This is a genomic window from Rhizobium sp. N122 (assembly GCF_002211295.1).
Lineage (GTDB): Bacteria > Pseudomonadota > Alphaproteobacteria > Rhizobiales > Rhizobiaceae > Rhizobium.
Window position 1 is genome coordinate 215,617 of sequence record NZ_LOKU01000056.1, and the last position, 24,010, is coordinate 239,626.

Genomic DNA, 24,010 nt, shown 5'->3' on the forward strand with positions numbered 1-24,010 from the left:
AGCGCTGTGCGTTTGAGAGACGCGCAAGGGACGCTGTGACACTTGGAATTGCCGCATAACTCCTCAAATCGATTCCCATTTGAGGAGTTATGCATCAATCTGTCGTTCTACGGATCGGATTGACGATCCGGAGTCCGGCAAAATCCTTTTCATTGTCCGTTACCACCACGCACTCGTTGGCATCGGCGACAGCGGCGATGATCATGTCGAGCCCGTTACGTGGTTTTCCTGCCGCTTTCCCCTCCGCCATCAATCGCGCCCAGATCAGGCCCGCTTTGTCGTCGAACGGCAGGATGCGGCCTGCAAACAGCGCCTGCGGCCCTTTGCGCCCCGAAAACCACTTATCGAGAGCGTCGCGTTTCTTGCCGCCTGGCTTCTCCAAAATGCCTCGGCGGATCTCGGCGAGGGTCAGCGAGGCGATGAACAAGTCTTCGTCGCGTTGTGTCGACATCCACGCCAGGAGCGATTCCGATGGCTGCGGTTTGACAATATTGCTGAGGATGTTGGTATCCAGAAGAAAGCGCGTCACAGGTCGACCTTGCGCCCCTCCTCACGGGGTCGGGAAAGATCGAGTTCCGCGTCGACCAGCGGTGAACGACGCAATGCGGCGAGAATTCCGCCAGGCTTCGGCGGTTCGCCGGCGATCGACTTGCTGACAGCCGCGCGAAGCTCCGAAGCCTCAGGCGTGTCCTCCGACAGGCGTCGGGCGAGCGATCGGATAAGGTCGCGATCAGCGTCCCGGCCGAGCACTTCGAAGCGCGCCAAACCACGCTCGCCAAGGCGGGATCGATAGTTTTGGATCGCGCGCTTCTGTGAACTTCCCATGATAGCCTCCAGCTTATATCCAGTAATATAGCCAGACATGGGGCTTTCAGCAAGATTGCGCGGTCGGCGCGCATCGACAGCCTCGTCGGCCGTCCCCCCTTCCAAGTCCCGGCCCTGCTATCCGCTGCTCGGCGACTCCCGATGATCAGTGGTCGGAGCGAGAGCGCTGCTCCTCGCGCCATCGCTCCCAGCGGCGGCGCAGCTCGCCCTTCCTTAGGCCGTTGCTCGCCTCCAGCACCTCGATGCTGATCATGCGATCGGTTCGGAAGTGACGGAAGTCCTGCCTCAGCTCGCACCAGGCTACGATCAAGCGCGTTGCTTCACCGTAACCGAGGATAACCGGCCACACGACCCGTTCAGTCTCCTCCCCAGTATCGGATCGATAAAGCAGGCGAAGCTTCCGATCTTCACGGATCGCATGGCGCAGTTCGTTCGCGTCAACCATGTCCGCCGGAACGATCCTGCCGGGCTTTGCTCCAACGCTGGGCTCGGCGATGTATGGACGCAGCCTTTCGGGGATAACGGCGGCGATCTTGCTCAGTACGTCCTGTGCCGCTGCGGATAACGCCTTATCGCCGCGTGTTGCGACCCATTGCGTACCCAGCACAATCGCCTCGATCTCGTCGGGCGTCAGCATCAAGGGCGGCATGTCATAGCCAGGATCGAGCACATAACCGAAGCCGGCCTCGCCGACGATCGGGACGCCTTGGCCGATCAGGTCGGTGATATCGCGATACACCGAGCGCCTGGACACTTCGATCTCTTCTGCCATTGCCGCGGCAGTCACCGGCCGGCTCGTACGGCGCAGGATCTGAATGATCTGAAACAGACGGTCGGCTTTGCGCATTACTATTGACTCCTGTTGCCATAATGCTGGCAACAGGCCTGTGCAACAAGGCCCGCAGCGATGCCGCGCGCAGCTCTGCGGTCTTGTCGAAAGGAAAAGCTCATGAAATTTGCCTCAATCCGGCTGATCGCCGGTGATATCAAGGCTATGGTCGGCTTCTACGAAATGGTCACCCGACAATCTGCCGAGTGGTTGGCGCCGGTTTTCGCCGAGATCGTCACCCCTTCTGCGGCACTCGCCATTGGCGGCTTGGAAACCGTGCCGCTGTTCAAGCAAGGCAGCGCCGAGGCCGGCGCCAACCGAACGGCGATCATCGAGTTCATGGTGGACGATGTCGACGCAGAATATGCCCGACTGAAGGATAAGGTCGATCTTGTTCATGCGCCTAAACTGATGCCGTGGGGCAATCGGTCGGTGCAGTTTCGCGATCCGGAAGGCACGCTTGTCGCACTGTTCATGCCATTCACGGATTCGGCAAAGCAGCGCTTTGCGGCGCGATAGGCGCAGCTGTGCGTCGCGCCATCGACAGCCTCGTCGTCTGACTCACCGCGCCAAAGCCTCTCAAGCTAATGAGCTCGAAAGCCTTTCCAGGCGGCGCGGTGGCGCAGATCTATCGGCCGGCCTGAGCCCGTCGCCCAGAGGTCAGCAGGGTTCAGCGGCCGTAGGTGATCTCGATCGAGGCCTTGTCGAGCGTATTTGCCCTGATATAGAAGCCAACCATGGCGCCCGGCGCGGTCTCGGGAAGCGGCAGTTTGTCGACCGAGAGCGCGTAGACGGTGAACTGGTAGTGGTGCGGCGCATCGCCGGCCGGCGGGCAGGCGCCGCCATATCCCGACATACCGAAATCCGTGCGGCCTTCCACAGCACCGGCAGGAAGCTTCTTCTCGCCGCTGGCGCCGGTGGCAATCTTGGCGGCATCGGCGGGAATGTTGAACACCGACCAGTGCCACCAGCCCGAGCCGGTCGGAGCGTCCGGATCGTAAGCCATGACGGCGAAGCTCTTGGTTCCATCAGGCGCACCCGACCAGGCGAGTTCCGGCGAGATGTTGTTGCCCGTGCAGCCGAAGCCGTTGAAGACCTGCGCATCGGCCATGGACTTGCCTGCAGTCAAATCCCTGGAGGTGAGCTTCATTTCGGCCTGGGCGGCCGTGGCGCCAAAGACGGAGGCGGCGAGAAGTGCTGCTGTGATAAAACGCATGCTGTTTTCCTGCGGTTGATAATGCAGGAAAACTAGCGTCAGCCCGACAGCATATCTGCCCCGCTCCGCTCAACTTCTGCCCCGATCCGCTCAAAGCGCTCAGGTCCGCTCCGCACATGGCGTGGATTGACGCCAAACCGTTCCTTGAACCGCGCCGCGAATTGCGACGGCGAGTCGTAACCGACCTCAAGCGCCACTTGGGCCATCGGCAGCGTCGTGGTTTGAATGAGGGCCAAGGCGCGGTTCATCCGCGTATCGCTCAAGATCTCGCTGAAGCCGGTCCCCTCGGCCGCCAGCTTGCGCCTGAGCGTTGCTTCGCTCATGGCGAACGCGCGCGCCGCCTGCCCCAGCGTCCAATCAACGGCCGTATCGCTTTCGATCATCTGCCGCAGCCGGTCCTCGAGCCGAGGGCTTTGGCATTGCCCCAGCACCGCTCCGCAGAGCGCGAACCATGTGATCAGTTCCATCAACCGAGCCTTGGCAATGGCGACGGGAAGCCTGGTCAGATTACCGGGCCGGCAGCAATAGTCAAACAAGGCCGCGGCTTCCTCCGGCAGGTTCGAGGCGCTTGCCGGGACAGGCCTAAATGGGACGGCAATCGACCCCATCCTGGTATAGGCATCCTCGAAGAGCTGTCTCGGAACAGGAAGCGCCAGGGTCTGGTACTTCTGCGGCGCTTTGGGGATGTTCTCCATCGTCAACGGCCGATAGTCGGGCAGCAGGCCATAGGCGCCGGCCTCGAGGCGCAAAGCCTTATCTTCCGCCATAACGATCTTCGTTCCCGACTGCACCTGGATCAGCAAGGGGCTCGTATTGACGAGGCGATAAAAACAGGCCCGCCCGCCCTGGCGGATCAAGGCCCTGGTCGGAATGGAAAAGACGTCTTCCAGCATATGGTCTCCGGCAACGGAATGGGGCAGAGCGCGACCGTTGCTCCGCTTGGGGGATACCAAAACCGCGTGCCGGCAGCAACCTTGGGTGAAGGCGAGGCCGTGGCGCCGGCCGAGGAGGTGGCGAATTTCGTCGCCGCCGACGGGCCTGGATCCGCCGAAGACGTCGAAGCGGATGCCGAGCCCGACAAGGGAACGAAAGCGGTCGCGCCAACCGAACCCGCTGCCGCACCGTCGCACACTGCCGCGTCCGATCCGTGGCAAGCCCTGGCCCAGAATCGGCGCTCAGCTTGTTGCCATTGGCGGCGGCCAGCGATTCCGATGCGACGGCGCATCCATGGGTAGAGCGCGATACGGCCACCGGCGCGCGAAGCCTGAAGATACCGCTGCCGCCGCCGGAAACGGCGGCACACCTCGCCAATGCTCTTTCCGCGCTGGCCGACAGTCTGCGTGGCAAGATCGCGTGATCGGCGGCAGGGCAGGCTATGAGAAGGTCCGGGAAGCCTCAGACCAATTCGCCAGGATCCGCCGCGGCAACGAACCCTATCTACCGCCTGCCGGAGGCGCGGATATGGTCCACCAGCGCCCGCAGCTTCAGCGGCTGCCGCTGGCGCCTGGGATAATAGAGATAGAAGCCCGGAAAGGGCGGGCAGAAATCTTGGAGCATCGGCACGAGTTCGCAGCGGTCGATATAGGGCTGAAAGGTTTCCACCATGCCGAAGGTGATGCCGGCGCCGGCGCAGGCCATGCGGATCATCATTCCCATGTCGTTCGTCGTCACCACGGGATCGACGGAGACGTCGAAGTCGCGATCATTGTCGGTGAATTCCCAGCGATAGGGTGCGGAATCCGGGCGGGGCCGCCAGCCGATGCAGGCGTGGGCCTGGAGTTCGCCGGGATGGCGGGGACGGCCGCGGCGCTCGAGATAGGCGGGGGATGCGGCGGCGCATTGCCGCTGCGGCGCGGAGACGGAGATCGCGATCATATCCTGCTCGATGACTTCGCCCAGCCGGACACCGGCGTCGAAGCCCCCCTCGACGATATCGAATTCGTCATCGGTGACGGTGATATCGAGCTTGATGTCGGGGTAAACCTGCATGAAGCCGGCCAACAAGGTGCCCGATAGAAAACTCTCGGCGATCGAGGAGACGGTGATCCTGAGAAGGCCGCTCGGGCGCGCCTGCATGTCGCGCACCGTCTGCATCGCATCCCTGACCTGCCGCACCGACGGGCGAACTGCATCGAAAAACACTTCGCCGGCTTCGGTCAGGCTGACGCTGCGTGTCGTGCGCTGGACGAGCGCGACGCCAAGGCGATCCTCCAGACGCTGCAAAGCCTGGCTGACGGCAGAGCGGGTGACGCCGAGCCGCTCGCCGGCCAGCCGGAAACTGCGCGCTTCCGCCACTGCCAGAAAGACCGAAATGCCTTCGAGATCATCGACCATTGGTTAGCATTTCTAACCAAGGCATCCAGGATTGGCAACTTAATCACTGCAGCAGGAAGCGTTATCTCTGGACCCGGGTCACGGCGAGGAAACGACCGAGCCCATGCACCAACAAACAGGCGAGAACACGATGCAGCATCATCCCTATGTCGGCATGTGGGTCACGGATGACGGCCGTGTGCGCCACGAACTTTTGCCCAATGGCCGTTACGACGAGGCCCGCGGCAACCGGAAGAGCGCCTATCGAGGCCGTTACGAAGTGACCGGACGCCACATCGAATACTGGGACGACACCGGCTTCACGGCCGACGGCGATTTTGCCGACGGCAATACTCTCCATCATGGCGGCATGGTGCTTCGCCGCAGATAACCGACGCCTGGGCGAAGACGACGCTCCGCGCCGATTTTCCCAGCTGATCGCACATCCGAGGAAACCTCAACCTGCAAAAGGAGCTTGAAATGTCTGGTATCGAGGGAAAAGTCATTGCCATCACCGGCGCCAGCAGCGGCATCGGAGAGGCTGCGGCGACGGTGCTGGCTGCCGCGGGCGCCCATATCGTAATCGGCGCGCGGCGTACCGAGCGCTTGGAGAGGCTCGCCGGTGAAATCGAAGCCAGGGGCGGAACGGTGCGTCTGCGGAAGCTTGACGTCACCGACCGTTCCGAAGTCGAGGCTTTTGCCGGTTTTGCCAGATTGGAATTCGGCCGGCTTGACGTCATTATGAACAATGCCGGCGTCATGCCGCTCTCGCCGCTCGATGCCCTCAAAGTGGAGGAGTGGGACCGGATGGTCGACGTCAACATCAAGGGCGTTCTCTACGGCATCGCCGCAGCCCTGCCGATCATGAAAGCGCAGGGATCCGGGCAGATCATCAACCTGGCTTCGATCGGCGGCCACAGCGTCTCGCCGACGGCCGCCGTCTATTGCGCCACGAAATTTGCGGTGCGTGCGATCTCGGACGGGTTGCGGCAGGAGACCGACCGCATCCGCGTGACCGTGATTTCGCCCGGCACGACGACGTCGGAACTGGCCGACACGATCACCGATCCGGCGGCGCGGGACGCCATGAAGGCTTTCAGGGCGGTGACGATCAGCCCCGAGGCCGTCGCCCATTCGATCCTCTACGCCGTCAGCCAGCCCGATGACGTCGATGTCAGCGAGATCATCATCCGGCCGACCGCCAGCCCCCATTGAGCATCAGCATTTCACCTAAAAACCCAGCGATTGCTGGGCCGGCGGCGGCGGGGCGAGGTTGACGCCTTCGAGTTCCAGCATGCGGGTCTTCGACGACGAACCGCCGGGCGCCGAGAAGCCGCCGATCTTGCCACCCGCCGCCAGCACCCGGTGGCAGGGGATGATCAGCGCGACAGGGTTCTTCGCCATCGCCTGGCCGACGTCGCGGGCGGCTTCCGGGCCGGCGCCAAGCTCTTTCGCCAGCGCGCCGTAGGTGGTCGTGTGGCCCCAGCCGACACGCCTTGCCGCTGCATAAATCTCCCTGAAGAAGGCATCCTGGCCGGCAAGGTCGAGTTCAACGCCTGAGAAATCCGTCTCCTCGCCCTGGAAATAGCGCTTCACGGCGGCGACCGTTTCGAGCACCTCAGGCGTCGGCGCGCCGGGTTCGGCCTCCGGCAGGCGGCGCAGCAGCAGGCGTTCGGTCGCTTCCGCTGACTTCGTCGGCAGCTGGAAGCGGGTGATACCGGCGTCGCTCCAGGATATGCCGCAGAAACCGCCTGCGGTTTCGAAGATGAGATAGTGATGGATCGTCTGGGCCATGACGCAGCCTCCACGTTTTTCGATTGCCACCAAAATCGTACGGGACGGCCGCTGTTTCAACCCGATTCTTGCGATTGCATGTTCTTTTTCTGTTCTTATCGACGTTCGAACTTCGTAGACGTCACAGAAAACCTGTGCTCGTCCCCGCGCTCTGAAAAGATGAACACCAGGTGTCGGTCGCGGCCGCTGCGCGGTCGACGCGACCATGCCCGGGAGGCTTGCGCTCGGCAGGTTTCCGCGCATAAACGAAATGTCGGGAGTGAGAGCGCGGAGCGAAGACAGCATGGATGTTTCAGAGATCATCATCCCGGGCGATACGCCGGGAACGGAGTGGCGGCTGCCGGTGCTGCGTTTTCCGGGCCGCGATCCGAAGGCGCCGACGATCTATATCCAGGCGGCACTGCATGCCGGTGAGCTGCCGGGAACGGCGCTCTTGCATTTCCTCTGCGAGCGGCTGCGGCAGGCGGAAAGCGAAGGCGGGATTGCCGGCGACATCACCATCGTGCCGCAGGCCAATCCGATCGGTGCGGCGCAGTCGCATTTCGGTGATTTGCAGGGCCGATTCGACCTCGGCTCCCGCACCAATTTCAACCGCGATTTCCCGCTGATCTCCCTTGCCGACCGGGCGACGCTGATCGAAGACCTCGATGATTACCCGGCTACCGACAGATTGAAGCGGCAGCTTCTGCACATGGCGCTCGGCGCCGATCTCGTCCTCGACCTGCATTGCGACGACGAATCCCTGCAATATGCCTATATCGACGAGGCCTTCTGGCCTGAAGCGGCCGATCTTGCCGCCGCGCTCGACATGCAGGCCGTGCTGCTTTCGGATGGCGAAAGTTCGGCCTTCGAGGAAGCCGTCGGCTTTTCCTGGAAGTATGAGGTTCCTGGCGAGCGCCGGTCCCGGCTGTCGGGCAGGCTTTCCGTCACCGTCGAGCTGCGTGGCAAGCGCGACGTCGATCCGGCGCTGGCAAAGCAAGATGCGGACGGGCTTTGGCGTTTCCTTGCGGCGCGGGGGATCGTCAACGGCGGGACAGAGGCAACTGCATTTTTGGGCCCGGCCGTGCCGCTCGACAATGTCGAGATCCTCCGCGCGCCAGAAGGTGGGGCCGTGCTATTCCATCGCAATATCGGTGAAAGGATTGTGCAGGGCGAGCTTCTGGCGACGTCACCCGGCCTGGGCAGTCGGGCGGCAGCCTCGACCTGCATGCGCCGCAGGACGGGCTGATCCTGACCCGGACATCCGACCGGCTGGTGCGGCGGCGCGGCGACCTGATGAAGATCGCCTGCGGCAGCCCGAGCAACGCCTCTCGCAAGGCCGGCACGCTGGAGAATTGAGCGGGGGGGATAAGTGCCGCGCGGCGTTTGCGCCACCCTTCACGCATGTTATCCCGCAGCCATCACAGGAGATCGATCGGCATGACTGTCACCATCTATGGCATTAAAAATTGCGACACGATGAAAAAGGCCCGCAGCTGGCTGGAAGCCCACGGCGTCGCCTATGAATTTCACGATTATAAGGCGCTCGGCATCGACCGCGCCCATCTCGAATCCTGGGTCGATCAGGCCGGCCTCGATACCGTGCTCAACCGCGCCGGCACCACGTTTCGCAAATTGCCCGATTCCGAGCGCGAGAATCTGAGCCGCGACAAGGCGATCGCGCTGATGCTCGACCAGCCGTCGATGATCAAGCGGCCTGTGCTGGCAGCGAAGGGCAAGCTGCTGGTCGGGTTCAAGCCGGAGGTCTACGCCGGCACTTTCGCGGGCTGATAGGCGGCCAATGTCCAAGACCACACGCGCGACACAGCTTCTTTCCCAGGCAGGCGTTGCCTTCACCGTCCATACCTATGATTACGATCCCGGCGCCGAGCGCGTCGGGCTGCAGGCGGCCGAAGCGCTCGGCGAAGCGCCGCATCGGGTGCTGAAGACGCTGATGGCCGAGGTCGACGGCAAACCGGTCTGCGTCGTCGTGCCGTCGGATCGCGAGGTCAGCATGAAGAAGCTTGCCAGCGCCTTTCATGGCAAATCGGCCAATATGATGAAGCCTGCCGATGCCGAGCGGCTGACGGGTTATCATGTCGGCGGCATCAGTCCCTTCGGCCAGAAGAAGAGCGTGCCGACGGCAATCGAGGAAGCCGCCCTTGCCGAACCGCTCGTCTATATCAATGGCGGGCAGCGCGGGCTGCAGGTGCGGCTCGATCCGAAAGATGCTCTGAAGGCTTTGAAGGCGATCGCTGCATCATTGATCGCCTGATCTCAAAGCAAGCGGTCGAGCAGGCCGGCAAGCATCTTCGCCTCGTCTTCGGCAAGCTTGCAACCGATATGGGTCTCGATCGATCCGGCATAGACGGCCCACATGCGCTCGCGCAGCCGCCGGCCGTCCTCGGTAATCACCACCCAGCGGCCGCGTCCATCCTCGGCGAAGACTTCGCGGCGGACCAGCCCCTCTCTTTCGAGCCGGTCGACCAGGCGGGAAAGATTATACTGCGCAAGCAAAGTCCGCTCTTCGATCTCATAGGGGCGTAGCCTGCCATCCCCCGCGCGCACCAGTTCCCACAGCACGTCATACCAGGCAAGCGGCGGCAGGCCGGCCGCTTTCAGGTCGGCTTCGATCGCGCCGAGCAAGCGTTCGCGGACGCGCATGATGCTCGTCCAGGCACGCGTGCAGGCTTGGCTCGGCTTCGGCATTTTTTCGGACATAAATGCAATTACATCTATCTTGAATTCCGCCGCAAGCGATATTAGATGCATTTGCATGGATTATTACCAGGAGATTTCCATGAGCAGGCTTACCCTCATCAGCCATCACCTCTGCCCCTATGTGCAGCGCGCCGCGATCGCGCTTCTCGAAAAGGGCGTGCCGTTCGAGCGCATCAACATCGATCTTGCCGATAAGCCGGATTGGTTTTTAAAAATTTCACCGCTCGGCAAGGTGCCGCTGCTCAAGATCGAGGAAGAGGATGGCGGCGGGGCCGTGCTGTTCGAAAGCAGCGTCATCTGCGAATATCTGGAGGAAACGCAAGCGGGTGCCGCCCTGCATCCCGCCGATCCGCTGACCCGCGCCCGTCATCGCGGCTGGATGGAATTCGGCTCCTCGGTGCTTTCCGATCTCTGGGGTTATGAAACGGCGCAGGATGAATTGCAGCTAGACGCCAAGCGCAAAGCGCTGATGTCCAAATTCGCGACGCTCGAAGCGGCGCTGGGCGACGGGCCCTATTTTGCCGGCAGCAGCTTCAGCCTGGTCGACGCCGTCTTCGCGCCGGTCTTCCGCTATTTCGATCTCTTCGATACGCTCGGCGACAGGGGCATCTTCGATAGGCTCGAGCGGGTGAAGCGCTGGCGCCAGGCGCTGTCCGAGCGCGCGAGCGTGAAGGCCGCCGTTGGCGAGGATTACCCGCAGCGGCTGACGGAATTCCTCGAGAAGCACAACTCGATCCTGCTCAGGCTGCCTGCCGCCGCCTGAAGCGCACCCAGCGGCCGGACATCCAGCCGGCCGCCCGCAATTCAGCGACACGACGCTTCATTTTCGCCGCAAACGGGTCTAAGTCTGCCAGCCTCTTGGAGCGGTTCAGCTTTTCACGGAAGCGCAGAACCGCTCCAATCTTTTGGATTTACGCAATTCCCGGCAAAAGCGCTTCGCGCTTTGCCTGAGAAAACCGCTTCGCACTTTTCCTGGAATTGCCCTAGCGTCGACGACAGAAGGCAGGTTGAACCATGACTTTCATGCCCCAGAGCCAGAACACCATTGATCCCGTCAAGCTGGAGAAGCTGGCTGAGGTCGCCGTCAAGGTCGGGCTGCAGCTGCGCAAGGGTCAGGATCTGGTGATCACCGCGCCTGTGGTGGCGCTGCCGCTCGTTCGGCTGATCACCAGCCACGCCTATCAGGCCGGCGCCGGCCTCGTCACCGCCTTCTATTCCGACGAGGAAACGACACTGGCACGCTATCAGCATGGCAGCGACGAGAGTTTCGACCGCGCCTCCGACTGGCTTTATGAGGGCATGGCCAAGGCCTACGCCAACGGGGCGGCCCGTCTTGCGATCGCCGGCGACAATCCGCTGCTCCTGTCCGAGCAGGATGCCGGCAAGGTCGGCCGCGCCAACCGCGCCACATCGACCGCCTACAAGCCGGCCTTGGAAAAGATCTCGAATTTCGACATCAACTGGAACATCGTCTCCTATCCCAATCCGTCCTGGGCCAAGGTGGTCTTCCCCGGCGATCCCGAACCGATCGCCATCGCCAAGCTCGCCAAGGCGATCTTTGCCGCCTCGCGCGTCGATGTCAGCGATCCCGTCTCCGCCTGGGCCGAACACAATGCCAATCTGGCCAAGCGCTCCGCCTGGCTGAACGGCGAGCGCTTCGCTTCACTGCATTTCCAGGGACCGGGCACCGACCTGACGGTCGGGCTTGCCGACGGGCATGAATGGCATGGCGGCGCTTCCACCGCCAAGAACGGCATCACCTGCAATCCGAACATTCCGACCGAGGAAGTCTTCACCACGCCGCATGCGCTGCGCGTCGAAGGCCATGTGTCCAGCACCAAGCCGCTGTCGCACCAGGGCACGCTGATCGACAATATCCAGGTGCGCTTCGAGGCCGGGCGCATCGTCGAGGCGAAGGCATCGCGCGGCGAAGAGGTCCTGAACAAGGTGCTCGATACCGACGAGGGCGCGCGCCGGCTCGGCGAAGTGGCGCTGGTGCCGCATTCCTCGCCGATCTCGGCGAGCGGCATCCTGTTCTACAACACGCTGTTCGACGAAAACGCCTCGTGCCACATCGCCCTCGGCCAATGCTATTCCAAGTGCTTCCTGAACGGCGCGACACTGAGCCAGGAAGAGATCAAGGCGCAGGGCGGCAATTCCAGCCTCATCCATATCGACTGGATGATCGGTTCGGGTAAGGTCGATATCGACGGTCTCAAGCCGGATGGTTCGCGGGTTCCGGTGATGCGGCAGGGCGAATGGGCCTGACCGGCATCGTCGCGCGCTGACTGAGCCAGACGCTGGCAAGCACCATGGCGAAGCCGGCGATCTGCGCCGGCGCCAGGCTCTGGCCGAGCGCCAGCCAGCCGAGCAGGGTGGCGACGACGGGGCTCAGAAAGCCGAGCGAGGCGACCGCCGAGGGCTCGATGCGCGACAGGCCGCGAAACCACAGCAGATAGGTGAAGGCCGCGCCGATCAGGCCGAGATAGGCGATGCCGGCGATATTTGCGATGGTCGGTTCCGGCAGCGCCGGTTCGAGGAAAAGCGCAAAAGGCATCAGCAGGATGCCGCCTGCCGTCAATTGCCAGGCAGTGAAGGTGAGGTTCGACACCGGCGGCGCCCAGCGCCGCGTCAGCACCGTGCCAAACGCCATCGAGACGGCGCCGGCAAGACCGGCGGCAACGCCCGCAGGATCGAGCCCCGCCTTCGGCGTCAATACCAGCAATCCCACGCCGGCCGTGCCGGCCAGACCCGCCAGCACGGCAAGCGGCCGGATCGCCTTGCCGAGGAAAAGCCGCGACAGCGCGATGACGATCAGCGGCTGCACCGCGCCGACCGTTGCGGCAACGCCGCCCGGCAGCCTGTAGGCCGAGACGAAGAGCATCGCCCAGAAGAACGCGAAGTTCAGCGCGCCGAGAATGAAGGCGCGGCCCCACCAGATGCCCGTCGGCAGCTTGCGAACAATGAGCAGCAGAAGCAGGCCTGCCGGCAAAGCGCGCAGCATCGCGACGGTGAGCGGATAGCCATGCGGCAGGAAGGATGTCGTGACGAAATAGGTGCTGCCCCAGATGGCCGGAGCCACGGCGGTGATCAGCACGTCGGCGAAATATCGTGAGTTTGTCTTCATTTCAAGAATCTCTATGTCAAGATAAATTCACGGTAGCACAATTTATCTTGACGTCAAGGTATCTCCTGCTATCGATGTGACATGGGTGAAGAGAAGCAAGATCATGTCGACAGAATCCTGGCGCAATGGCGCCGCGAGCGCCCGGACCTCGACGTCGAACCGATGGGCATCCTCGGGCGACTGAAGCGCCTCGGAACCCATCTCGGCCGCGAAGTCGAGGCGGTGTTGCTAAAGCACGGGCTTTCCACCTCCGCCTTCGACGTGCTGGCCACGCTTCGCCGCTCCGGCGCGCCGCACCGGCTCTCGCCGGGCGAGCTCCTGGAGATGACCATGGTCAGCTCCGGCACGATGACGAACCGCATCGACCAGCTGGAGAAATCAGGCTTCGTCGAGCGCATCGTCAACCCGGATGACAGGCGCAGCGTGTTGATCGCGCTGACGGATAAGGGGCTGGCGACGGTGGAAGCCGCCGTCGATGCGCATGTCGCCAATCAGCGGCGGTTGACGGCGAATCTGAGCGCTGCCGACAAGACGGAACTCGACCGGCTGCTGAGGAAGTTTCTTTCGGATTTCGAGTGACTTCACCATGTAGCGACGTGCTTGCGGCATGGATGCTCGGGTCAAGCCCGAACAGGACGGAGGTGGGGACCCGAGCGGCAAGATAGGAACGTCTGGAGGAATTTGAGCAAGGCGCGCCAGCGGTTTTTGCGTGGCAATTGCGTCGGCGACGACAGTAACGCTGCGCTACCTGCCGCACAGCCTCCCTACACTCCGCTTCAACAAACCACGACGCGCTTGCGGTCCCTGCCTCATAGGCACCTCACCCTCCGTCGTCCTCGGGGCTTGACCCGGGGACCCATGACAGCAACCAGCGCGTCGGCCGCCAGGAACCGCTCTAAAACAGACTTCCCTGCTTCGACGGATCGCCGGTTTCCCTGGCGGGCCGCTTCCTCAGCGAGGCAGGCGGTGCGCCGCCTTCCGTGGTCACCGCGCCGATGCGGCCGTCGGAAAATTCGATCGAAACTGCGGCACCTGTCGAAAGGACTGAAGCCTGCGACACCGGCCTGTCCTCTTCGTCGCGGATCACCGCGTAGCCGCGCTTCAGCACATTCTTGTAGGAGAGCGACTGCAGCACGCGATCCTGCGCCGCAAGGGCTGCTTTTGCGCGGATCAGCCGATGGGATGTCGCGGTGTCGGCGTGCCGGATGAGATTGGCGAGGTGGTCGCGGGCGCGCCCGGTCTGCGCCTGCAGGCGGGCGGGCAGCGAGGCAAAGACCGCCTCGGCGCGGCCGACGCGGGATTTCGAGCGGTCGATCAGCCGCTCGACCATGCGCTCGGCCCGCACCATCCGCTCGTTAAGCGTCTGCCGCCGCTCGGCGATGCGGTTGGCCAGCACATCGGGACGCAGATGCGCGGCGACGCGCTCGAAGCCGCGGCGCTTGTTGATGGTGTTGAGTTCGAGCCCGCGGCCAAGGCCGGCCGCCGCCTCGTCGAAACGCCGGCGCGGCAAGGCGAGAAGCTGGTCGAGCGACGGCAATGCCCGCATCAGAGCGCGCACCGACTGGCGACGCTGATCCATCTGCCGGTTCATGCAACCCTGCAGCCGCGCGGCAAGGGCCGCGGCCTGCGCCTCAAGCTCCGCCTTGACCGGCACAGCCATTTCAGCAGCTCCCGTCGGCGTCGGGGCACGGACATCGGCGGCATAGTCGATCAGCGTCCAGTCGGTCTCGTGGCCGACCGCCGAGATCAGCGGTATCCGGCTTTCGGCGGCCGCACGCACGACGATTTCGTCGTTGAAACTCCAGAGATCCTCCAGGCTGCCGCCGCCGCGCGCGACGATCAGCACGTCCGGGCGGGGGATGGCGCCGGCCGGCTCCAGCGCGTTGAAGCCGCGAATGGCGTTCACCACCTCCTCGCCGGAGCCCTCGCCCTGCACCTTCACCGGCCAGACGAGGACATGCACGGGAAAACGATCGGAGATGCGGTGCAGGATATCGCGGATCACGGCGCCGGTCGGCGAGGTGACGACGCCGATCACCTTGGGCATGAAGGGCAGCCGCTTCTTGCGGGCGGCATCGAACAGACCTTCGGCGCCAAGCTTGCGCTTGCGCTCCTCGATCAGCGCCATCAGCGCGCCGGCGCCGGCCGGCTCCAGCGTCTCGATGACGATCTGATATTTCGAGGAGCCGGGAAAGGTGGTGACCTTGCCGGTGGCGATCACCTCCATGCCCTCTTCCGGGCGGAACTTCAGCCGCGAGAAGGTGCCCTTCCAGATGACGGCGTCGATGCGGGCGCGATCGTCCTTCAGTGCGAAATAGGCATGGCCCGAAGAATGCGGCCCGCGATAGCCGGAGATTTCGCCGCGCACGCGAACCTGGTCGAAGGCCGTTTCGACGGTGCGCTTGATCGAGCCGGAAAGCTCCGAAACCGAGTATTCGGCAAGGTTGGTCGGCGAATCGCTGTCGAAGAGGTTGCTCATCTCTTCTTTCTATGTCGATCGGCGGCAAACTGGAAGGTCGGGGCCGCGGCACAAGCCTGTTTCCCCGGCTGTCGAGATCGCAGCGAAATCGGGTAAATCCGTTTGGTTGCGGAACGCATAGCTAGAATGCGCGTTATAGACGAAAGGGATTGCTAACCACCGCAATACAAAGGCTTTTCGGCCGGGGCGGCCGGTAAATCTTTGTTAGCTGGCGCTTCCTATGCTTCCCCTCGTTATCACTGGGAAGGTGCTGAAATGATTATTCTCACAGCAGCAGCATTGGGCATCACCGCCGGGCAAACGCGCTCGGCTGCCGCGATCGCGTTGATCGCCGCGCTGATCGGAATAACCTTTGCCGCGGCGGCGATCACCTCGCCCGGGCCGGTCTCCATCCTGGCCTTCGTCTATGCCGTTCTCGGCTATAATGGCGGCCTCATGCTCTTCGTTCTCGGGCTCTATGCCAAAACGCGGCTTCGCCCCGCGACGCGCGTTTCTCACTAAAGATCACCCGAAAGGCCGGCGTCAGTTCGCCGCCGGCCGATAGCGAAAGAACTGAACCCCCACCTCAGCCGCCTTCGGAAGCGGCTCCAGATAGGGCGGAATATTGCCCTTGCCGAGCTCGGCGTAGAGCCCATCGGGCTTCAGTTTGGCGATCTCCCGCGTCTGCAGGTCACCGGGGCAGAAGCCAAGCACTGTCACATCAGCCCCCTTCAAGAAAGCTTCCGCCTCCTGCGGCTCCGCCAGACCGATATGCAATTCCGTCAGCATGCCGCCCTGATTGCGGTGATAGGGCGCGGAGAGAACCCGGTTCTGCGTGAAACGGAGGATCGGCACGCCCATTTCCGAGGGTGCGGAGACCAGTCCGGCCGGAAGCCCGGCGAGCGGCGCCAGCGCCGCTTTCGATTTGCAGGAATGCAGCTTTTCCGCCGCCTGCTTCTGCGCGCCATTCTCCATCTGCAGCGAGATAAGTCCGCCGCCGACTGCCCAGGCGGCCGGAACGCTGGCCAGCACCGTCACGATATAGACGAAGGCGGCGGCAACGTTCTCGCTGTCGCTGTTGGAGATCCGCCTGATATCGATGATCAGCAAGGCAAGCGGCAGAATGGAGAGCAGGTTCGAGAAAGTGCTGCCGCGCACCTGGATCAGCGCGATTCCCCAGCTGATGGCGAGCAGGAAAAGCAGAACCAGGTGGATCTGCATGCGGTCGCGCCGAACGATGCGGAAGATGCAGACCGCGATGCCGAACAGGCCGGCCGCATAGAAGCCACCGAGGGAGGAGGGATCGGTGCGAAGAAGAACGAAGGCCGACTGCGCTTCCGACACATTCTTCAGCCAGAGTTCGACCAGCATCGGATCGAGACCGGCGAGCGGATCGCTCAGGCATTGCGGCGCGATCACCATCGCCGAACCGAGAACGCCGGCGCCGACGAGGCCAAGTGCGGCAAAGCGCAACGGCCGGCGCAGGCGGCTGGCAAAAACCGCCGAAAACAGCAGCAGCCCGCCGCCGATCGCCGCCAGGCTGTAATAACCGAGCGAGAGATTGTCGCAAGTGACCGTCGAATAGAGCCGGGGCGGTACCGTTGCGACAAACAGAATGCTGATCGCAATCGCCAGCGCCAACCCGAAGGCCTTCGCGGCAGCGGCGAATTTTTCCCCTTCCCAGGCCCAGAGAAAAGCGATGGTCAGACAGACGGCGGCAACGAAAGGCGTCGTCTCGGCGCCGATGGCGATGGCGACCGCTGCGGCGATACCGGCAAGCGCATAACTCCAGCCGCGCCGCTTTGGATCCAGCAGCATCGCCACCATCGTCGCAACCAGCGCCAGCTGGGCATTGTGGTGATCGATGGCCCCCGGCGCGAAACGGTTACCCGTGTAGATCGCAAGACCGGTCATGCCGAGACAGATATGCATGCCGGCAATTCCGCCGATACTGCGCCCGGCAACGGCCATGGCAAGCATGGCGGGCAGGACGAGCGAAACCGGCCAGACGGCGAGCGCCAGCGCCTCGGCCGTTTCGCGCGGCGCAAACAGGCCGAAGAACCAGATCAGCGAAGCGATCGGCAGATCGATCAGCCGCGACCAATGCATCAGCGTGCCGCCACCGAGGCCGAGGCGATATTGCACCAGATCGAACCAACCCTGCCCGGCAAGAAAATCGCGCACCTCGACCAGACGCATTCCGTCGTCATTGTCGGGACCGACATAATCGGTGGCGGTACAAAGCTTGGCGACGAGAAGGATGGTGGCGAGAAGGGCGCTATAGGCGATGACGGTTGGCCACAGGCGCATCATCAGCCTGCCCAGCCCGCCCCTTTGGACGGTGGTCACGGATGCGGCATTGGCGATCGGCTGCACGGCGTTCATCGTGGTTAGTGCTTCGTTTTCAGATGGCCGAAGCTTAGCCGTCGCCGATCAAGAAAGTGTAAAGCCGTGGCGGCAGGTGCCGATTTTGCCTGCGTCATAGGGTCTTATTAACGGCGGGTGATTTAGGCTGCGTGCGGCTTTCAGTGTAACGAGTAGAGTCATGGCCCGATCGCATACCGATAATCCGAATATTGCCGTCCTGCTTCCCTGCTATAACGAGGCGGCGACAATCGGCCCTGTGGTGCGGGGTTTCCGCGCGACGCTGCCGGATGCGGCGATCCATGTCTACGACAATAATTCCACCGACGGCACCGCGCTGCAAGCGATGCTGGCCGGAGCGCATGTCGTTCGCGAGCGGCGGCAAGGCAAGGGCCACGTCGTGCGCCGCATGTTCGCCGACATCGAGGCCGATATCTACATCATCGCCGATGGCGACGGCACTTACGCGCCTGAGGACGCCGAAGATCTGGTGCGCACGCTGCTGACCGAGCGGGCCGATATGGTTGTGGGAACCCGGCGCGGCGTGCATGCCGATGCCGGCCGTCAGGGCCATGCGCTCGGCAACCGGCTTTTCAACCTGCTCTACCGGACGATCTTCGGCCCCGACTTCACCGACATTTTTTCCGGCTACCGCGCTTTCTCACGCCGCTTTGTCAAGAGCTTCCCGGCGGTCTCGGGCGGCTTCGAGATCGAAACCGAAATGTCGGTTCACGCCTCGCGGCTGAAGCTGCCGGTCAGCGAGCTGGAACTCGATTACGGCCGCCGGCCGGAAGGCTCGCATTCCAAGCTTTCGACCTTCCGCGACGGCGGCAGGATCCTCTGGATGTTCGCGATGCTGATGAAGGAAACTCGGCCCTTCGCTTTCTTCAGCACGATCAGCGTCAGCTTCATGCTGGCGAGCCTCGGCTTCATGGCGCCGGTGCTGGCGGAATATTTCGCAACGGGTCTCGTCAGCCGCATGCCGACCTGGGTGCTGTCGATGGCACTGATGATGATCTCCTTCATGCTGTTCACCGCCGGCGTCATCCTGGATTCGGTGGCCCGCGCCCGCGCCGAACAGCTTCGCATCCATTATATGAATCTGGAGACGCCGAGCATGGTCAAGGCACCGCTCAGCCAGACAGCGCCGGCATCGAGCAGGCGTCCGGGCAAGGCGGATGCGGCGTGAGAAGGCTCATCCGCTTCACCATCGCCGGCGGCATCGGCTTCCTCGTCGATGCCGGCATGCTGTCGGCGCTGCTGCATCTGACGCCGCTCGGGCCGTTTCTGGCACGGCTTGTCGCGATCGCTTGCGCAATGGCGGTGACCTGGGTTTTCAACCGGCGCTACACGTTCGATCGCTCCGGCCGGTCGCTCGCCGTCGAAGGCTTCCGCTACGGCTCGATCGGGGTGACGACAGCACTCGTCAATTACGGGCTTTATTCCGTGCTTCTGCTGTCGCTGCCGGCGCTCCAGCCGCTGGCGGCCATGGTGATCGCCAGCATCGCCTCGATGGTGTTCAGCTTCTTCGGCTATTCGCGCTTCGTCTTCCGCGCCGAATAGTTCTCGAAATTGCGCTAGACGGCCTCCCAGCCGTCCTTCTCGCTGGCCCGATAGATCGCGTCGATCACCTTCTGGTTCAATTTCGAATTTTCCAGCGTGACGAGCTCTTCGTTGCCGTCCTTCACCGCCCGGGCGAAGGCTTCGACCTCACGCTTGTACTGGCGGCTGTCCTGGAAGCGGAAGATGCGCGATTGATTGTGGCTGCGGTCGGCGAGCTCGATCTCCTCGGGGCCCCAGCGATTGGCGTTGAACGGCGATTTGACCTCGATGTAACCGTCGGTGCCGTGGAAGACCATGACCTGGCGGTTGGCCATCTGCGTCGAGATATAGAAGCTCAGCTCGAAATCGCCGAAATCGGCCTTGACGCTCGAATAGATATCCGTACCGAATTCGGGATCGCGCTCGGTGACCGCCTGGATCCGCAGCGCTTCCTTGCCGGTGGAAAACCGCGTGCCCATGACGGGATAGACGCCGATATCGGGAAGGCCGCCGCCGCCGAGCTCGGGGATGTTGCGCATGTTGGCGGCATCGCGATTGAAATAGGTGAAGGCGCCCTGCACATGCCGGAGCGAGCCGATCGCGCCTTCTTCGATCAGCGCCCGCACCTTCCGCCACACCGGCGAATAGGCGATCATATATGCTTCGGTGACCACCACCCGGTTGCGGTCGCGGGCGGCGATCACTTCGTCGATATCGCCTGCCTTCAGCGCCAGGGGCTTTTCGCAGAGCACGTGCTTGCCGGCATCGGCTGCTTTGATCGACCATTCGATATGCTGCGAGGTCGGCAGCGGGATATAGACGGCGTCGATGAGATCGGAAGCCAGCATCTCCTCGTAGGAGCCGAAGGCATGCGGCACCGAGAAGCGGTCGGCCATCTCCCTGGCGCGGGCGAGATCGCGGCTGGCGATTGCCGTAACGACACAGTTCTCCGCATCCTGGATCGCCGGAACGACATTGTCGCGGCCGATCTTCGCTGTTGAAATGATACCGAAACGCAGCATATCCAAGCCTCCCGAAACAAATGTCCGCGAACCATATTCAGGCCCTGGCCGCGGCGCAATGGCGCGACAGGAAATCACGGAAGTTTGCCTTCCCTCATGCCCGGATCGCGCTAGGTTGTTCGCAAGGCGGCGTCCTGCCGTGTCCACGATTTCAATTACCATCACCCTTTTGGAGAGCGTCATGGAAATGCGCCGGCTTGGAAAAACAGGTCTTTCGGTCGCGCCGATCGTCATCGGCGGCAATGTCTTCGGCTGGACGGCCGACGAGAAAACATCCTTCGCCATTCTCGACGCCTTCTTCGATGCGGGGCTGAACACGATCGATACGGCCGATGTCTATTCCGCCTGGGTTCCGGGCAACAAGGGCGGCGATTCCGAGGAGATCATCGGGCGCTGGCTGAAACAGGCAAGTGTCTCCCGCGACAGGGCCGTGATCGTCACCAAGGTCGGCTCGGACATGGGACAGGGAAAGACGCTGAAGGAGAGCTATATTCTGAAGGCCGTCGAGGATTCGCTCCGTCGGCTGCAGACTGATTATATCGACCTCTATCTCTCGCACTGGCCGGATGCCGATACGCCGCACGAGGAAACGCTCGGCGCCTTTGCCAAGCTGAAGCAGCAGGGCAAGATCCGCGCCATCGGCTGCTCGAATTATGATGCGACGCTGCTGCAAGCGTCGTTCGACGCTGCCGAAAAGGCCGGGCTGCCGCGCTACGATGTGGTGCAGCCGGAATATAACCTCTATGAGCGCTCAAGTTTCGAGGGGCCGCTGGCCGAGCTTTGCATCAAGGAAGAAATCGGCGTCATCACCTATTTCAGCCTCGCCGCCGGCTTCCTCACCGGCAAATACCGCAGCAAGGCGGATACGCAGGGCCGGGCCCGCGAGGGCCGGGTCTCGCAATATCTGGATGCCAAAGGCATGCGCATTCTTGCCGCGCTCGACAGGGTTTCGGCCGAGACCGGCGCCAAGCCCGCCGAAATTTCGCTTGCCTGGCTCTTGCGCAAACCGGGCGTGACGGCGCCGATCGCCAGCGCGACCAGCCTTTCGCAGCTTGAAAGCCTGGCGAAATCAGCGACACTTCCGCTATCCGATGACGCGATGGCGCTGCTCGACGAAGCCGGCAACTGAAAGAGGGAGAGCCGATGACCGTGACGATCCGCGATGCCCGCCCCGAAGACGAAGCGCGCTGGCGCGAACTCTGGGCCGCCTACCTCGCCTTTTACGAGGTCACGGTCGATGCCGATATCACTGATTCCACTTGGCGCCGGGTTTTCGATCCGGCGTCGGCGATCGCCATGCGGGTCGCCGAGGGCGACGGCACGATCATGGGTTTTGCGCTCTATCTCACCCATGAGGGCACCTGGATCCACGGCAGGGACTGCTATCTCGAAGACCTGTTCGTCGATCCTGAGGCACGCGGCAAAGGCATCGGGCGAGCGCTGATGGACGATCTCGTCGACCTCGGCAAGGCGAAGGGCTGGTCGCGGCTCTATTGGCATACGAGCGAGCAGAACAAGACGGCCCGGGCGCTCTACGACAGCTATGTCGAGAGCGACGGGCACATCCGCTATCGCATCAGCTTCTGAGGGCAGGAAAACCTTCATACCACTCGGAATGCTTCCCTTCCCAGTTCGCCATGCCCGGTTTGGTGAGGATGCCGCGGGGGCTGATATAACTCTGGATCACCCGTTTCGGCCGTTCGTGCCACTGGATATTGAAGGCCCAGAGCTTGGGAAAAAAGCAGAGCGACGCATAGGGCAGATGGTCGTGGATCCACCAGGCGAGCCGCTGCCAGTCGCTTCCATCATTGTAGCGGTCGAGCATCCAAGGCACGACGATGCAGACCGCCGCCCCCATGCAGCCGTCGAAGTCCCGCATGTCCCAAATGTGATGGGCTGCGGTGGCGGCATTGGTCGAGCAATTCAGATTGTTGTCGTTGCCGAACCTGTTGACATCAGGCGAGCGATAGCCGGAGCGGATATGCAGGCGCCCGAAGGTCGCTTCCAGCGGCTCCAGCAATTCCTGGCACAGCCTCCTGCCCGCCTCGATCGCCAGATCGGGATCGTCGGGGATATTGGGAATGCGATGGAAATCGGCAATTTCGGAGTGCAGAAAATCACGGAGAAAGAAGTTCTGCGACAGCCTTATCCGGCCAAGATCTTCCAGACCCTTCATCGAACCCGGCTTGCGCATGACGTTTCCTTCCTCCCGCATCGATGGCAGGAAACATCGCCCGGAGCAGATTTCCAGTCCACCCGAAATCGATCGGGAACAATTTGCGTAATCCTTGCTTCTTAGTGTGTCGCCGCATTCGCGGCCTTTCCCAGAACAAGGATCGAGAAAATGGCCAAGGAAAAGACGTTGGAAGATCTCTTCTACGATACGCTCAAGGACATCTATTTTGCCGAACGGCAGATCCTGCGCGCCCTGCCGAAGATGGCGCGCGCCGCCCAGTCCTCCGAACTGAAAGCGGGTTTCCAGAAGCACCTGGAGCAAACCGAAGGCCAGGTCGAGCGCCTGCAGCAGGTATTCGAGAAGATCGGCAAACGCGCCCAGGGCAAGACCTGCGAGGCGATCCAGGGCATTATTGCCGAGGGCGAGGAAATCATGGAGGAATTCAAGGGCACGCCGGCGCTGGATGCCGGCCTGATTTCCGCTGCCCAGGCCGTCGAGCATTATGAAATCGCCCGTTACGGCACACTGAAGACCTGGGCCGCGACGCTCGGCTTCAAGGACGTCGTCAGCCTGCTCGACCAGACGCTGCAGGAGGAAACGGCGACCGACAAGATCCTCTCCCAGCTCGCCACCACGGCGGCGAACCAGAAGGCAAAGGCTGCCTGATCCAGTGAAGAGAACGGGCGGCGGGTCTCTACCCGCCGCCCGGATCTTCCTAAACATATTTGAAGAAATCGATGAAGGCCCGCAGTGCCGGGCGCATCTGCCGCCGGCTGGGATAATAGAGAAACGGCCCGGAATAGGGCGCGCACCAATCTTCCAGCACCCGCACCAGCTTGCCGCTCGCCAGTTCGTCATCCACCCGCATATCGAAGAGATAGGCAAGGCCGGCGCCGTTCAGCGCCGCAAGCAGCGCCAGCCGATCCTCGCTGACAACAAGCGGCCCCTCGACTGCGACGACCAATTCCTGCCCGTCCTTTTCGAATTCCCAGCGATAGATGGAGCCGTTGGTAAAGCGCCGCTTGATGCAGCGGTGATGGACGAGATCGCGTGGATGCTCCGGCTTCGGATAGCGCTCGAAATAGTCGGGCGAGGCGGCGATGACGGTCGTCAGATCCGGCGAAATCTTGACCGCGATCATATCGGCCTCCAGGCTCTCCTCCAGCCTTATGCCGGCATCGAACCCCTCCTTGACGATATCGGTGAAGCCATCCTCATTGGCGATCTCCAGGGTGATATCCGGATAGAGCTTGAGAAAATCACCAAGGCGCGGGGCGAGCAGGAGATCGGAGGCGAAGCGCGGCGCAGTGATGCGCAGGTTGCCGGCCGGCCTGGCGCGCGTATCGCGGACCGCCTCCAGGGCAATATCGATCTCCTCAAGCGCCGGCCGCAGTCTGTCGAGAAGCAGGCGCCCCTCCTCCGTCGGCGCGACGCTGCGGGTGGTGCGCGCCAGAAGCCGGACACCCAGACTTTCCTCCAGGCTCGAGATCGCATGACTGATCGCAGATGGCGCGACGAGGAGTTCCTTGGCTGCGGCGCGGAAGCTACGATGCTCGGAAACGGCGGCGAGAACGGCGAGTTGCGAGAGCTGGGTTCTGTTCATTGGTCGAAATGATAGAACAAGCCGTTATAAATTGCATATAT

28 protein-coding genes and 2 pseudogenes are annotated in these 24,010 nt (G+C 62.7%); 16 read left to right on the top strand and 14 right to left on the bottom strand.

From position 1 onward, the window contains the following. Window positions 1-94: 94 nt before the first annotated feature. From ATY75_RS28380 to ATY75_RS28390, 3 genes are all read right to left on the bottom strand, one after another. The gene (locus ATY75_RS28380; RefSeq protein ID WP_088940078.1) at window positions 95-529 is read right to left on the bottom strand and encodes a type II toxin-antitoxin system VapC family toxin; all 435 of its coding nucleotides are present in this window, start codon (window positions 527-529) and stop codon (window positions 95-97) included. Continuing rightward, complete coding sequence (locus ATY75_RS28385) at window positions 526-825, bottom strand: hypothetical protein (protein WP_049730797.1); 300 nt, start codon at window positions 823-825, stop codon at window positions 526-528. The genes ATY75_RS28380 and ATY75_RS28385 overlap by 4 nt, the downstream gene beginning before the upstream one ends. Before the next feature lie 145 nt (window positions 826-970). Next, window positions 971-1,672 carry a YafY family protein gene (locus ATY75_RS28390; protein ID WP_088940079.1) on the bottom strand — a complete coding sequence of 234 codons (702 nt, stop codon included), beginning with the start codon at window positions 1,670-1,672 and terminating at the stop codon, window positions 971-973. Window positions 1,673-1,774: 102 nt separating this feature from the next. Between ATY75_RS28390 and ATY75_RS28395 the strand changes: the two genes are divergently transcribed. Then, window positions 1,775-2,173, top strand: coding sequence for a VOC family protein (locus ATY75_RS28395; protein ID WP_088940080.1), 399 nt, complete (start codon window positions 1,775-1,777; stop codon window positions 2,171-2,173). A gap of 151 nt (window positions 2,174-2,324) precedes the next feature. Here ATY75_RS28395 and ATY75_RS28400 read toward each other — a convergent pair whose 3' ends face one another. Next, entirely contained in the window at window positions 2,325-2,870 is a 546-nt protein-coding gene (locus ATY75_RS28400; protein ID WP_088940081.1) for a YbhB/YbcL family Raf kinase inhibitor-like protein, read from the bottom strand. A 38-nt stretch (window positions 2,871-2,908) separates the two neighbouring features. After that, entirely contained in the window at window positions 2,909-3,763 is an 855-nt protein-coding gene (locus ATY75_RS28405) for a helix-turn-helix domain-containing protein (RefSeq protein WP_088940082.1), read from the bottom strand. A 287-nt stretch (window positions 3,764-4,050) separates the two neighbouring features. Here ATY75_RS28405 and ATY75_RS34780 point away from each other — a divergent pair, with 287 nt between their 5' ends. Then, window positions 4,051-4,227 carry a hypothetical protein gene (locus ATY75_RS34780; protein WP_190241439.1) on the top strand — a complete coding sequence of 59 codons (177 nt, stop codon included), beginning with the start codon at window positions 4,051-4,053 and terminating at the stop codon, window positions 4,225-4,227. 80 nt (window positions 4,228-4,307) lie between these two features. On the opposite strand, the gene ATY75_RS28415 is transcribed toward ATY75_RS34780, so the two are convergent. Then, window positions 4,308-5,204 carry a LysR family transcriptional regulator gene (locus ATY75_RS28415; protein WP_088940083.1) on the bottom strand — a complete coding sequence of 299 codons (897 nt, stop codon included), beginning with the start codon at window positions 5,202-5,204 and terminating at the stop codon, window positions 4,308-4,310. A gap of 109 nt (window positions 5,205-5,313) precedes the next feature. Here ATY75_RS28415 and ATY75_RS28420 point away from each other — a divergent pair. After that, window positions 5,314-5,574: pseudogene (locus ATY75_RS28420) on the top strand (Atu4866 domain-containing protein); the annotation flags it as partial. Between the two features lie 89 nt (window positions 5,575-5,663). Next, on the top strand, window positions 5,664-6,398 hold the full coding sequence (locus ATY75_RS28425) for an SDR family oxidoreductase (RefSeq protein ID WP_088940084.1): 735 nt from the start codon (window positions 5,664-5,666) through the stop codon (window positions 6,396-6,398). Between the two features lie 15 nt (window positions 6,399-6,413). On the opposite strand, the gene ATY75_RS28430 is transcribed toward ATY75_RS28425, so the two are convergent. Continuing rightward, entirely contained in the window at window positions 6,414-6,977 is a 564-nt protein-coding gene (locus ATY75_RS28430; RefSeq protein WP_088940085.1) for a methylated-DNA--[protein]-cysteine S-methyltransferase, read from the bottom strand. A gap of 283 nt (window positions 6,978-7,260) precedes the next feature. Here ATY75_RS28430 and ATY75_RS28435 point away from each other — a divergent pair. From ATY75_RS28435 to ybaK, 3 genes and pseudogenes are all read left to right on the top strand, one after another. Further along, a pseudogene (locus ATY75_RS28435) lies at window positions 7,261-8,315 on the top strand (succinylglutamate desuccinylase/aspartoacylase family protein). Between the two features lie 81 nt (window positions 8,316-8,396). Beyond that, window positions 8,397-8,747, top strand: a complete 351-nt coding sequence (locus ATY75_RS28440; RefSeq protein WP_088940086.1) for an ArsC family reductase — start codon at window positions 8,397-8,399, stop codon at window positions 8,745-8,747. Between the two features lie 10 nt (window positions 8,748-8,757). Beyond that, on the top strand, window positions 8,758-9,231 hold the full coding sequence (gene ybaK / locus ATY75_RS28445; protein ID WP_088940087.1) for a Cys-tRNA(Pro) deacylase: 474 nt from the start codon (window positions 8,758-8,760) through the stop codon (window positions 9,229-9,231). Window positions 9,232-9,233: 2 nt separating this feature from the next. Here the strand turns inward: ybaK and ATY75_RS28450 are convergent, their stop codons facing one another. Further along, entirely contained in the window at window positions 9,234-9,677 is a 444-nt protein-coding gene (locus ATY75_RS28450; RefSeq protein ID WP_088940126.1) for a MarR family winged helix-turn-helix transcriptional regulator, read from the bottom strand. A 79-nt stretch (window positions 9,678-9,756) separates the two neighbouring features. On the opposite strand from ATY75_RS28450, the gene ATY75_RS28455 reads away from it, so the two are divergent. Then, entirely contained in the window at window positions 9,757-10,440 is a 684-nt protein-coding gene (locus tag ATY75_RS28455) for a glutathione S-transferase family protein (protein ID WP_088940125.1), read from the top strand. A gap of 251 nt (window positions 10,441-10,691) precedes the next feature. Continuing rightward, window positions 10,692-11,945 (top strand): aminopeptidase, encoded by a 1,254-nt coding sequence (locus tag ATY75_RS28460; protein WP_088940088.1) that lies wholly within the window; start codon window positions 10,692-10,694, stop codon window positions 11,943-11,945. On the opposite strand, the gene ATY75_RS28465 is transcribed toward ATY75_RS28460, so the two are convergent. Continuing rightward, window positions 11,893-12,804 carry an EamA family transporter gene (locus ATY75_RS28465; RefSeq protein ID WP_088940089.1) on the bottom strand — a complete coding sequence of 304 codons (912 nt, stop codon included), beginning with the start codon at window positions 12,802-12,804 and terminating at the stop codon, window positions 11,893-11,895. The two genes, ATY75_RS28460 and ATY75_RS28465, sit on opposite strands and share 53 nt — an antisense overlap. 81 nt (window positions 12,805-12,885) lie before the next feature. On the opposite strand from ATY75_RS28465, the gene ATY75_RS28470 reads away from it, so the two are divergent. Further along, the gene (locus tag ATY75_RS28470; protein ID WP_088940090.1) at window positions 12,886-13,383 is read left to right on the top strand and encodes a MarR family transcriptional regulator; all 498 of its coding nucleotides are present in this window, start codon (window positions 12,886-12,888) and stop codon (window positions 13,381-13,383) included. A 316-nt stretch (window positions 13,384-13,699) separates the two neighbouring features. Here ATY75_RS28470 and xseA read toward each other — a convergent pair whose 3' ends face one another. Continuing rightward, a complete protein-coding gene (gene xseA, locus ATY75_RS28475; protein ID WP_088940091.1) occupies window positions 13,700-15,283 on the bottom strand; it encodes an exodeoxyribonuclease VII large subunit in 1,584 nt (527 codons plus the stop codon). A 255-nt stretch (window positions 15,284-15,538) separates the two neighbouring features. On the opposite strand from xseA, the gene ATY75_RS28480 reads away from it, so the two are divergent. Beyond that, window positions 15,539-15,784 (top strand): hypothetical protein, encoded by a 246-nt coding sequence (locus tag ATY75_RS28480; RefSeq protein WP_064835924.1) that lies wholly within the window; start codon window positions 15,539-15,541, stop codon window positions 15,782-15,784. 21 nt (window positions 15,785-15,805) lie between these two features. Here the strand turns inward: ATY75_RS28480 and ATY75_RS28485 are convergent, their stop codons facing one another. Next, window positions 15,806-17,647 (bottom strand): hypothetical protein, encoded by a 1,842-nt coding sequence (locus ATY75_RS28485; protein WP_088940092.1) that lies wholly within the window; start codon window positions 17,645-17,647, stop codon window positions 15,806-15,808. 160 nt (window positions 17,648-17,807) lie between these two features. Between ATY75_RS28485 and ATY75_RS28490 the strand changes: the two genes are divergently transcribed. Together ATY75_RS28490 and ATY75_RS28495 are read left to right on the top strand one after the other, a co-directional pair. Then, complete coding sequence (locus ATY75_RS28490; protein WP_088940093.1) at window positions 17,808-18,815, top strand: glycosyltransferase; 1,008 nt, start codon at window positions 17,808-17,810, stop codon at window positions 18,813-18,815. Continuing rightward, entirely contained in the window at window positions 18,812-19,189 is a 378-nt protein-coding gene (locus ATY75_RS28495) for a GtrA family protein (RefSeq protein WP_088940094.1), read from the top strand. The genes ATY75_RS28490 and ATY75_RS28495 overlap by 4 nt, the downstream gene beginning before the upstream one ends. Window positions 19,190-19,203: 14 nt before the next feature. Here ATY75_RS28495 and ATY75_RS28500 read toward each other — a convergent pair whose 3' ends face one another. After that, window positions 19,204-20,190: a Gfo/Idh/MocA family oxidoreductase gene (locus ATY75_RS28500; protein WP_088940095.1), complete on the bottom strand. Its 987-nt coding sequence runs from the start codon at window positions 20,188-20,190 to the stop codon at window positions 19,204-19,206. Window positions 20,191-20,371: 181 nt separating this feature from the next. Between ATY75_RS28500 and ATY75_RS28505 the strand changes: the two genes are divergently transcribed. Together ATY75_RS28505 and ATY75_RS28510 are read left to right on the top strand one after the other, a co-directional pair. Continuing rightward, the gene (locus ATY75_RS28505; protein WP_088940096.1) at window positions 20,372-21,319 is read left to right on the top strand and encodes an aldo/keto reductase; all 948 of its coding nucleotides are present in this window, start codon (window positions 20,372-20,374) and stop codon (window positions 21,317-21,319) included. Window positions 21,320-21,333: 14 nt separating this feature from the next. Further along, the gene (locus tag ATY75_RS28510) at window positions 21,334-21,777 is read left to right on the top strand and encodes a GNAT family N-acetyltransferase (protein WP_088940097.1); all 444 of its coding nucleotides are present in this window, start codon (window positions 21,334-21,336) and stop codon (window positions 21,775-21,777) included. Here the strand turns inward: ATY75_RS28510 and ATY75_RS28515 are convergent. Then, a complete protein-coding gene (locus tag ATY75_RS28515; protein WP_088940127.1) occupies window positions 21,767-22,384 on the bottom strand; it encodes a hypothetical protein in 618 nt (205 codons plus the stop codon). The two genes, ATY75_RS28510 and ATY75_RS28515, sit on opposite strands and share 11 nt — an antisense overlap. 150 nt (window positions 22,385-22,534) lie before the next feature. Between ATY75_RS28515 and ATY75_RS28520 the strand changes: the two genes are divergently transcribed. Further along, the gene (locus ATY75_RS28520) at window positions 22,535-23,032 is read left to right on the top strand and encodes a ferritin-like domain-containing protein (RefSeq protein ID WP_088940098.1); all 498 of its coding nucleotides are present in this window, start codon (window positions 22,535-22,537) and stop codon (window positions 23,030-23,032) included. Between the two features lie 49 nt (window positions 23,033-23,081). On the opposite strand, the gene ATY75_RS28525 is transcribed toward ATY75_RS28520, so the two are convergent. Then, window positions 23,082-23,969, bottom strand: a complete 888-nt coding sequence (locus ATY75_RS28525; protein WP_088940099.1) for a LysR family transcriptional regulator — start codon at window positions 23,967-23,969, stop codon at window positions 23,082-23,084. Window positions 23,970-24,010 lie beyond the last annotated feature (41 nt).

What these genes read in the sequence shown, in the direction of transcription:
- ATY75_RS28385 (WP_049730797.1), bottom strand. Translation starts at nt 825, where the DNA reads ATGGGAAGTTCACAGAAGCGCGCGATCCAAAACTATCGATCCCGCCTT.
- ATY75_RS28390 (WP_088940079.1), bottom strand. Translation starts at nt 1,672, where the DNA reads ATGCGCAAAGCCGACCGTCTGTTTCAGATCATTCAGATCCTGCGCCGT.
- ATY75_RS28395 (WP_088940080.1), top strand. Translation starts at nt 1,775, where the DNA reads ATGAAATTTGCCTCAATCCGGCTGATCGCCGGTGATATCAAGGCTATG.
- ATY75_RS28400 (WP_088940081.1), bottom strand. Translation starts at nt 2,870, where the DNA reads ATGCGTTTTATCACAGCAGCACTTCTCGCCGCCTCCGTCTTTGGCGCC.
- ATY75_RS28405 (WP_088940082.1), bottom strand. Translation starts at nt 3,763, where the DNA reads ATGCTGGAAGACGTCTTTTCCATTCCGACCAGGGCCTTGATCCGCCAG.
- ATY75_RS28415 (WP_088940083.1), bottom strand. Translation starts at nt 5,204, where the DNA reads ATGGTCGATGATCTCGAAGGCATTTCGGTCTTTCTGGCAGTGGCGGAA.
- ATY75_RS28425 (WP_088940084.1), top strand. Translation starts at nt 5,664, where the DNA reads ATGTCTGGTATCGAGGGAAAAGTCATTGCCATCACCGGCGCCAGCAGC.
- ATY75_RS28430 (WP_088940085.1), bottom strand. Translation starts at nt 6,977, where the DNA reads ATGGCCCAGACGATCCATCACTATCTCATCTTCGAAACCGCAGGCGGT.
- ATY75_RS28440 (WP_088940086.1), top strand. Translation starts at nt 8,397, where the DNA reads ATGACTGTCACCATCTATGGCATTAAAAATTGCGACACGATGAAAAAG.
- ybaK (WP_088940087.1), top strand. Translation starts at nt 8,758, where the DNA reads ATGTCCAAGACCACACGCGCGACACAGCTTCTTTCCCAGGCAGGCGTT.
- ATY75_RS28450 (WP_088940126.1), bottom strand. Translation starts at nt 9,677, where the DNA reads ATGTCCGAAAAAATGCCGAAGCCGAGCCAAGCCTGCACGCGTGCCTGG.
- ATY75_RS28455 (WP_088940125.1), top strand. Translation starts at nt 9,757, where the DNA reads ATGAGCAGGCTTACCCTCATCAGCCATCACCTCTGCCCCTATGTGCAG.
- ATY75_RS28460 (WP_088940088.1), top strand. Translation starts at nt 10,692, where the DNA reads ATGACTTTCATGCCCCAGAGCCAGAACACCATTGATCCCGTCAAGCTG.
- ATY75_RS28465 (WP_088940089.1), bottom strand. Translation starts at nt 12,804, where the DNA reads ATGAAGACAAACTCACGATATTTCGCCGACGTGCTGATCACCGCCGTG.
- ATY75_RS28470 (WP_088940090.1), top strand. Translation starts at nt 12,886, where the DNA reads ATGGGTGAAGAGAAGCAAGATCATGTCGACAGAATCCTGGCGCAATGG.
- xseA (WP_088940091.1), bottom strand. Translation starts at nt 15,283, where the DNA reads ATGAGCAACCTCTTCGACAGCGATTCGCCGACCAACCTTGCCGAATAC.
- ATY75_RS28480 (WP_064835924.1), top strand. Translation starts at nt 15,539, where the DNA reads ATGATTATTCTCACAGCAGCAGCATTGGGCATCACCGCCGGGCAAACG.
- ATY75_RS28485 (WP_088940092.1), bottom strand. Translation starts at nt 17,647, where the DNA reads ATGAACGCCGTGCAGCCGATCGCCAATGCCGCATCCGTGACCACCGTC.
- ATY75_RS28490 (WP_088940093.1), top strand. Translation starts at nt 17,808, where the DNA reads ATGGCCCGATCGCATACCGATAATCCGAATATTGCCGTCCTGCTTCCC.
- ATY75_RS28500 (WP_088940095.1), bottom strand. Translation starts at nt 20,190, where the DNA reads ATGCTGCGTTTCGGTATCATTTCAACAGCGAAGATCGGCCGCGACAAT.
- ATY75_RS28505 (WP_088940096.1), top strand. Translation starts at nt 20,372, where the DNA reads ATGGAAATGCGCCGGCTTGGAAAAACAGGTCTTTCGGTCGCGCCGATC.
- ATY75_RS28510 (WP_088940097.1), top strand. Translation starts at nt 21,334, where the DNA reads ATGACCGTGACGATCCGCGATGCCCGCCCCGAAGACGAAGCGCGCTGG.
- ATY75_RS28515 (WP_088940127.1), bottom strand. Translation starts at nt 22,384, where the DNA reads ATGCGCAAGCCGGGTTCGATGAAGGGTCTGGAAGATCTTGGCCGGATA.
- ATY75_RS28520 (WP_088940098.1), top strand. Translation starts at nt 22,535, where the DNA reads ATGGCCAAGGAAAAGACGTTGGAAGATCTCTTCTACGATACGCTCAAG.
- ATY75_RS28525 (WP_088940099.1), bottom strand. Translation starts at nt 23,969, where the DNA reads ATGAACAGAACCCAGCTCTCGCAACTCGCCGTTCTCGCCGCCGTTTCC.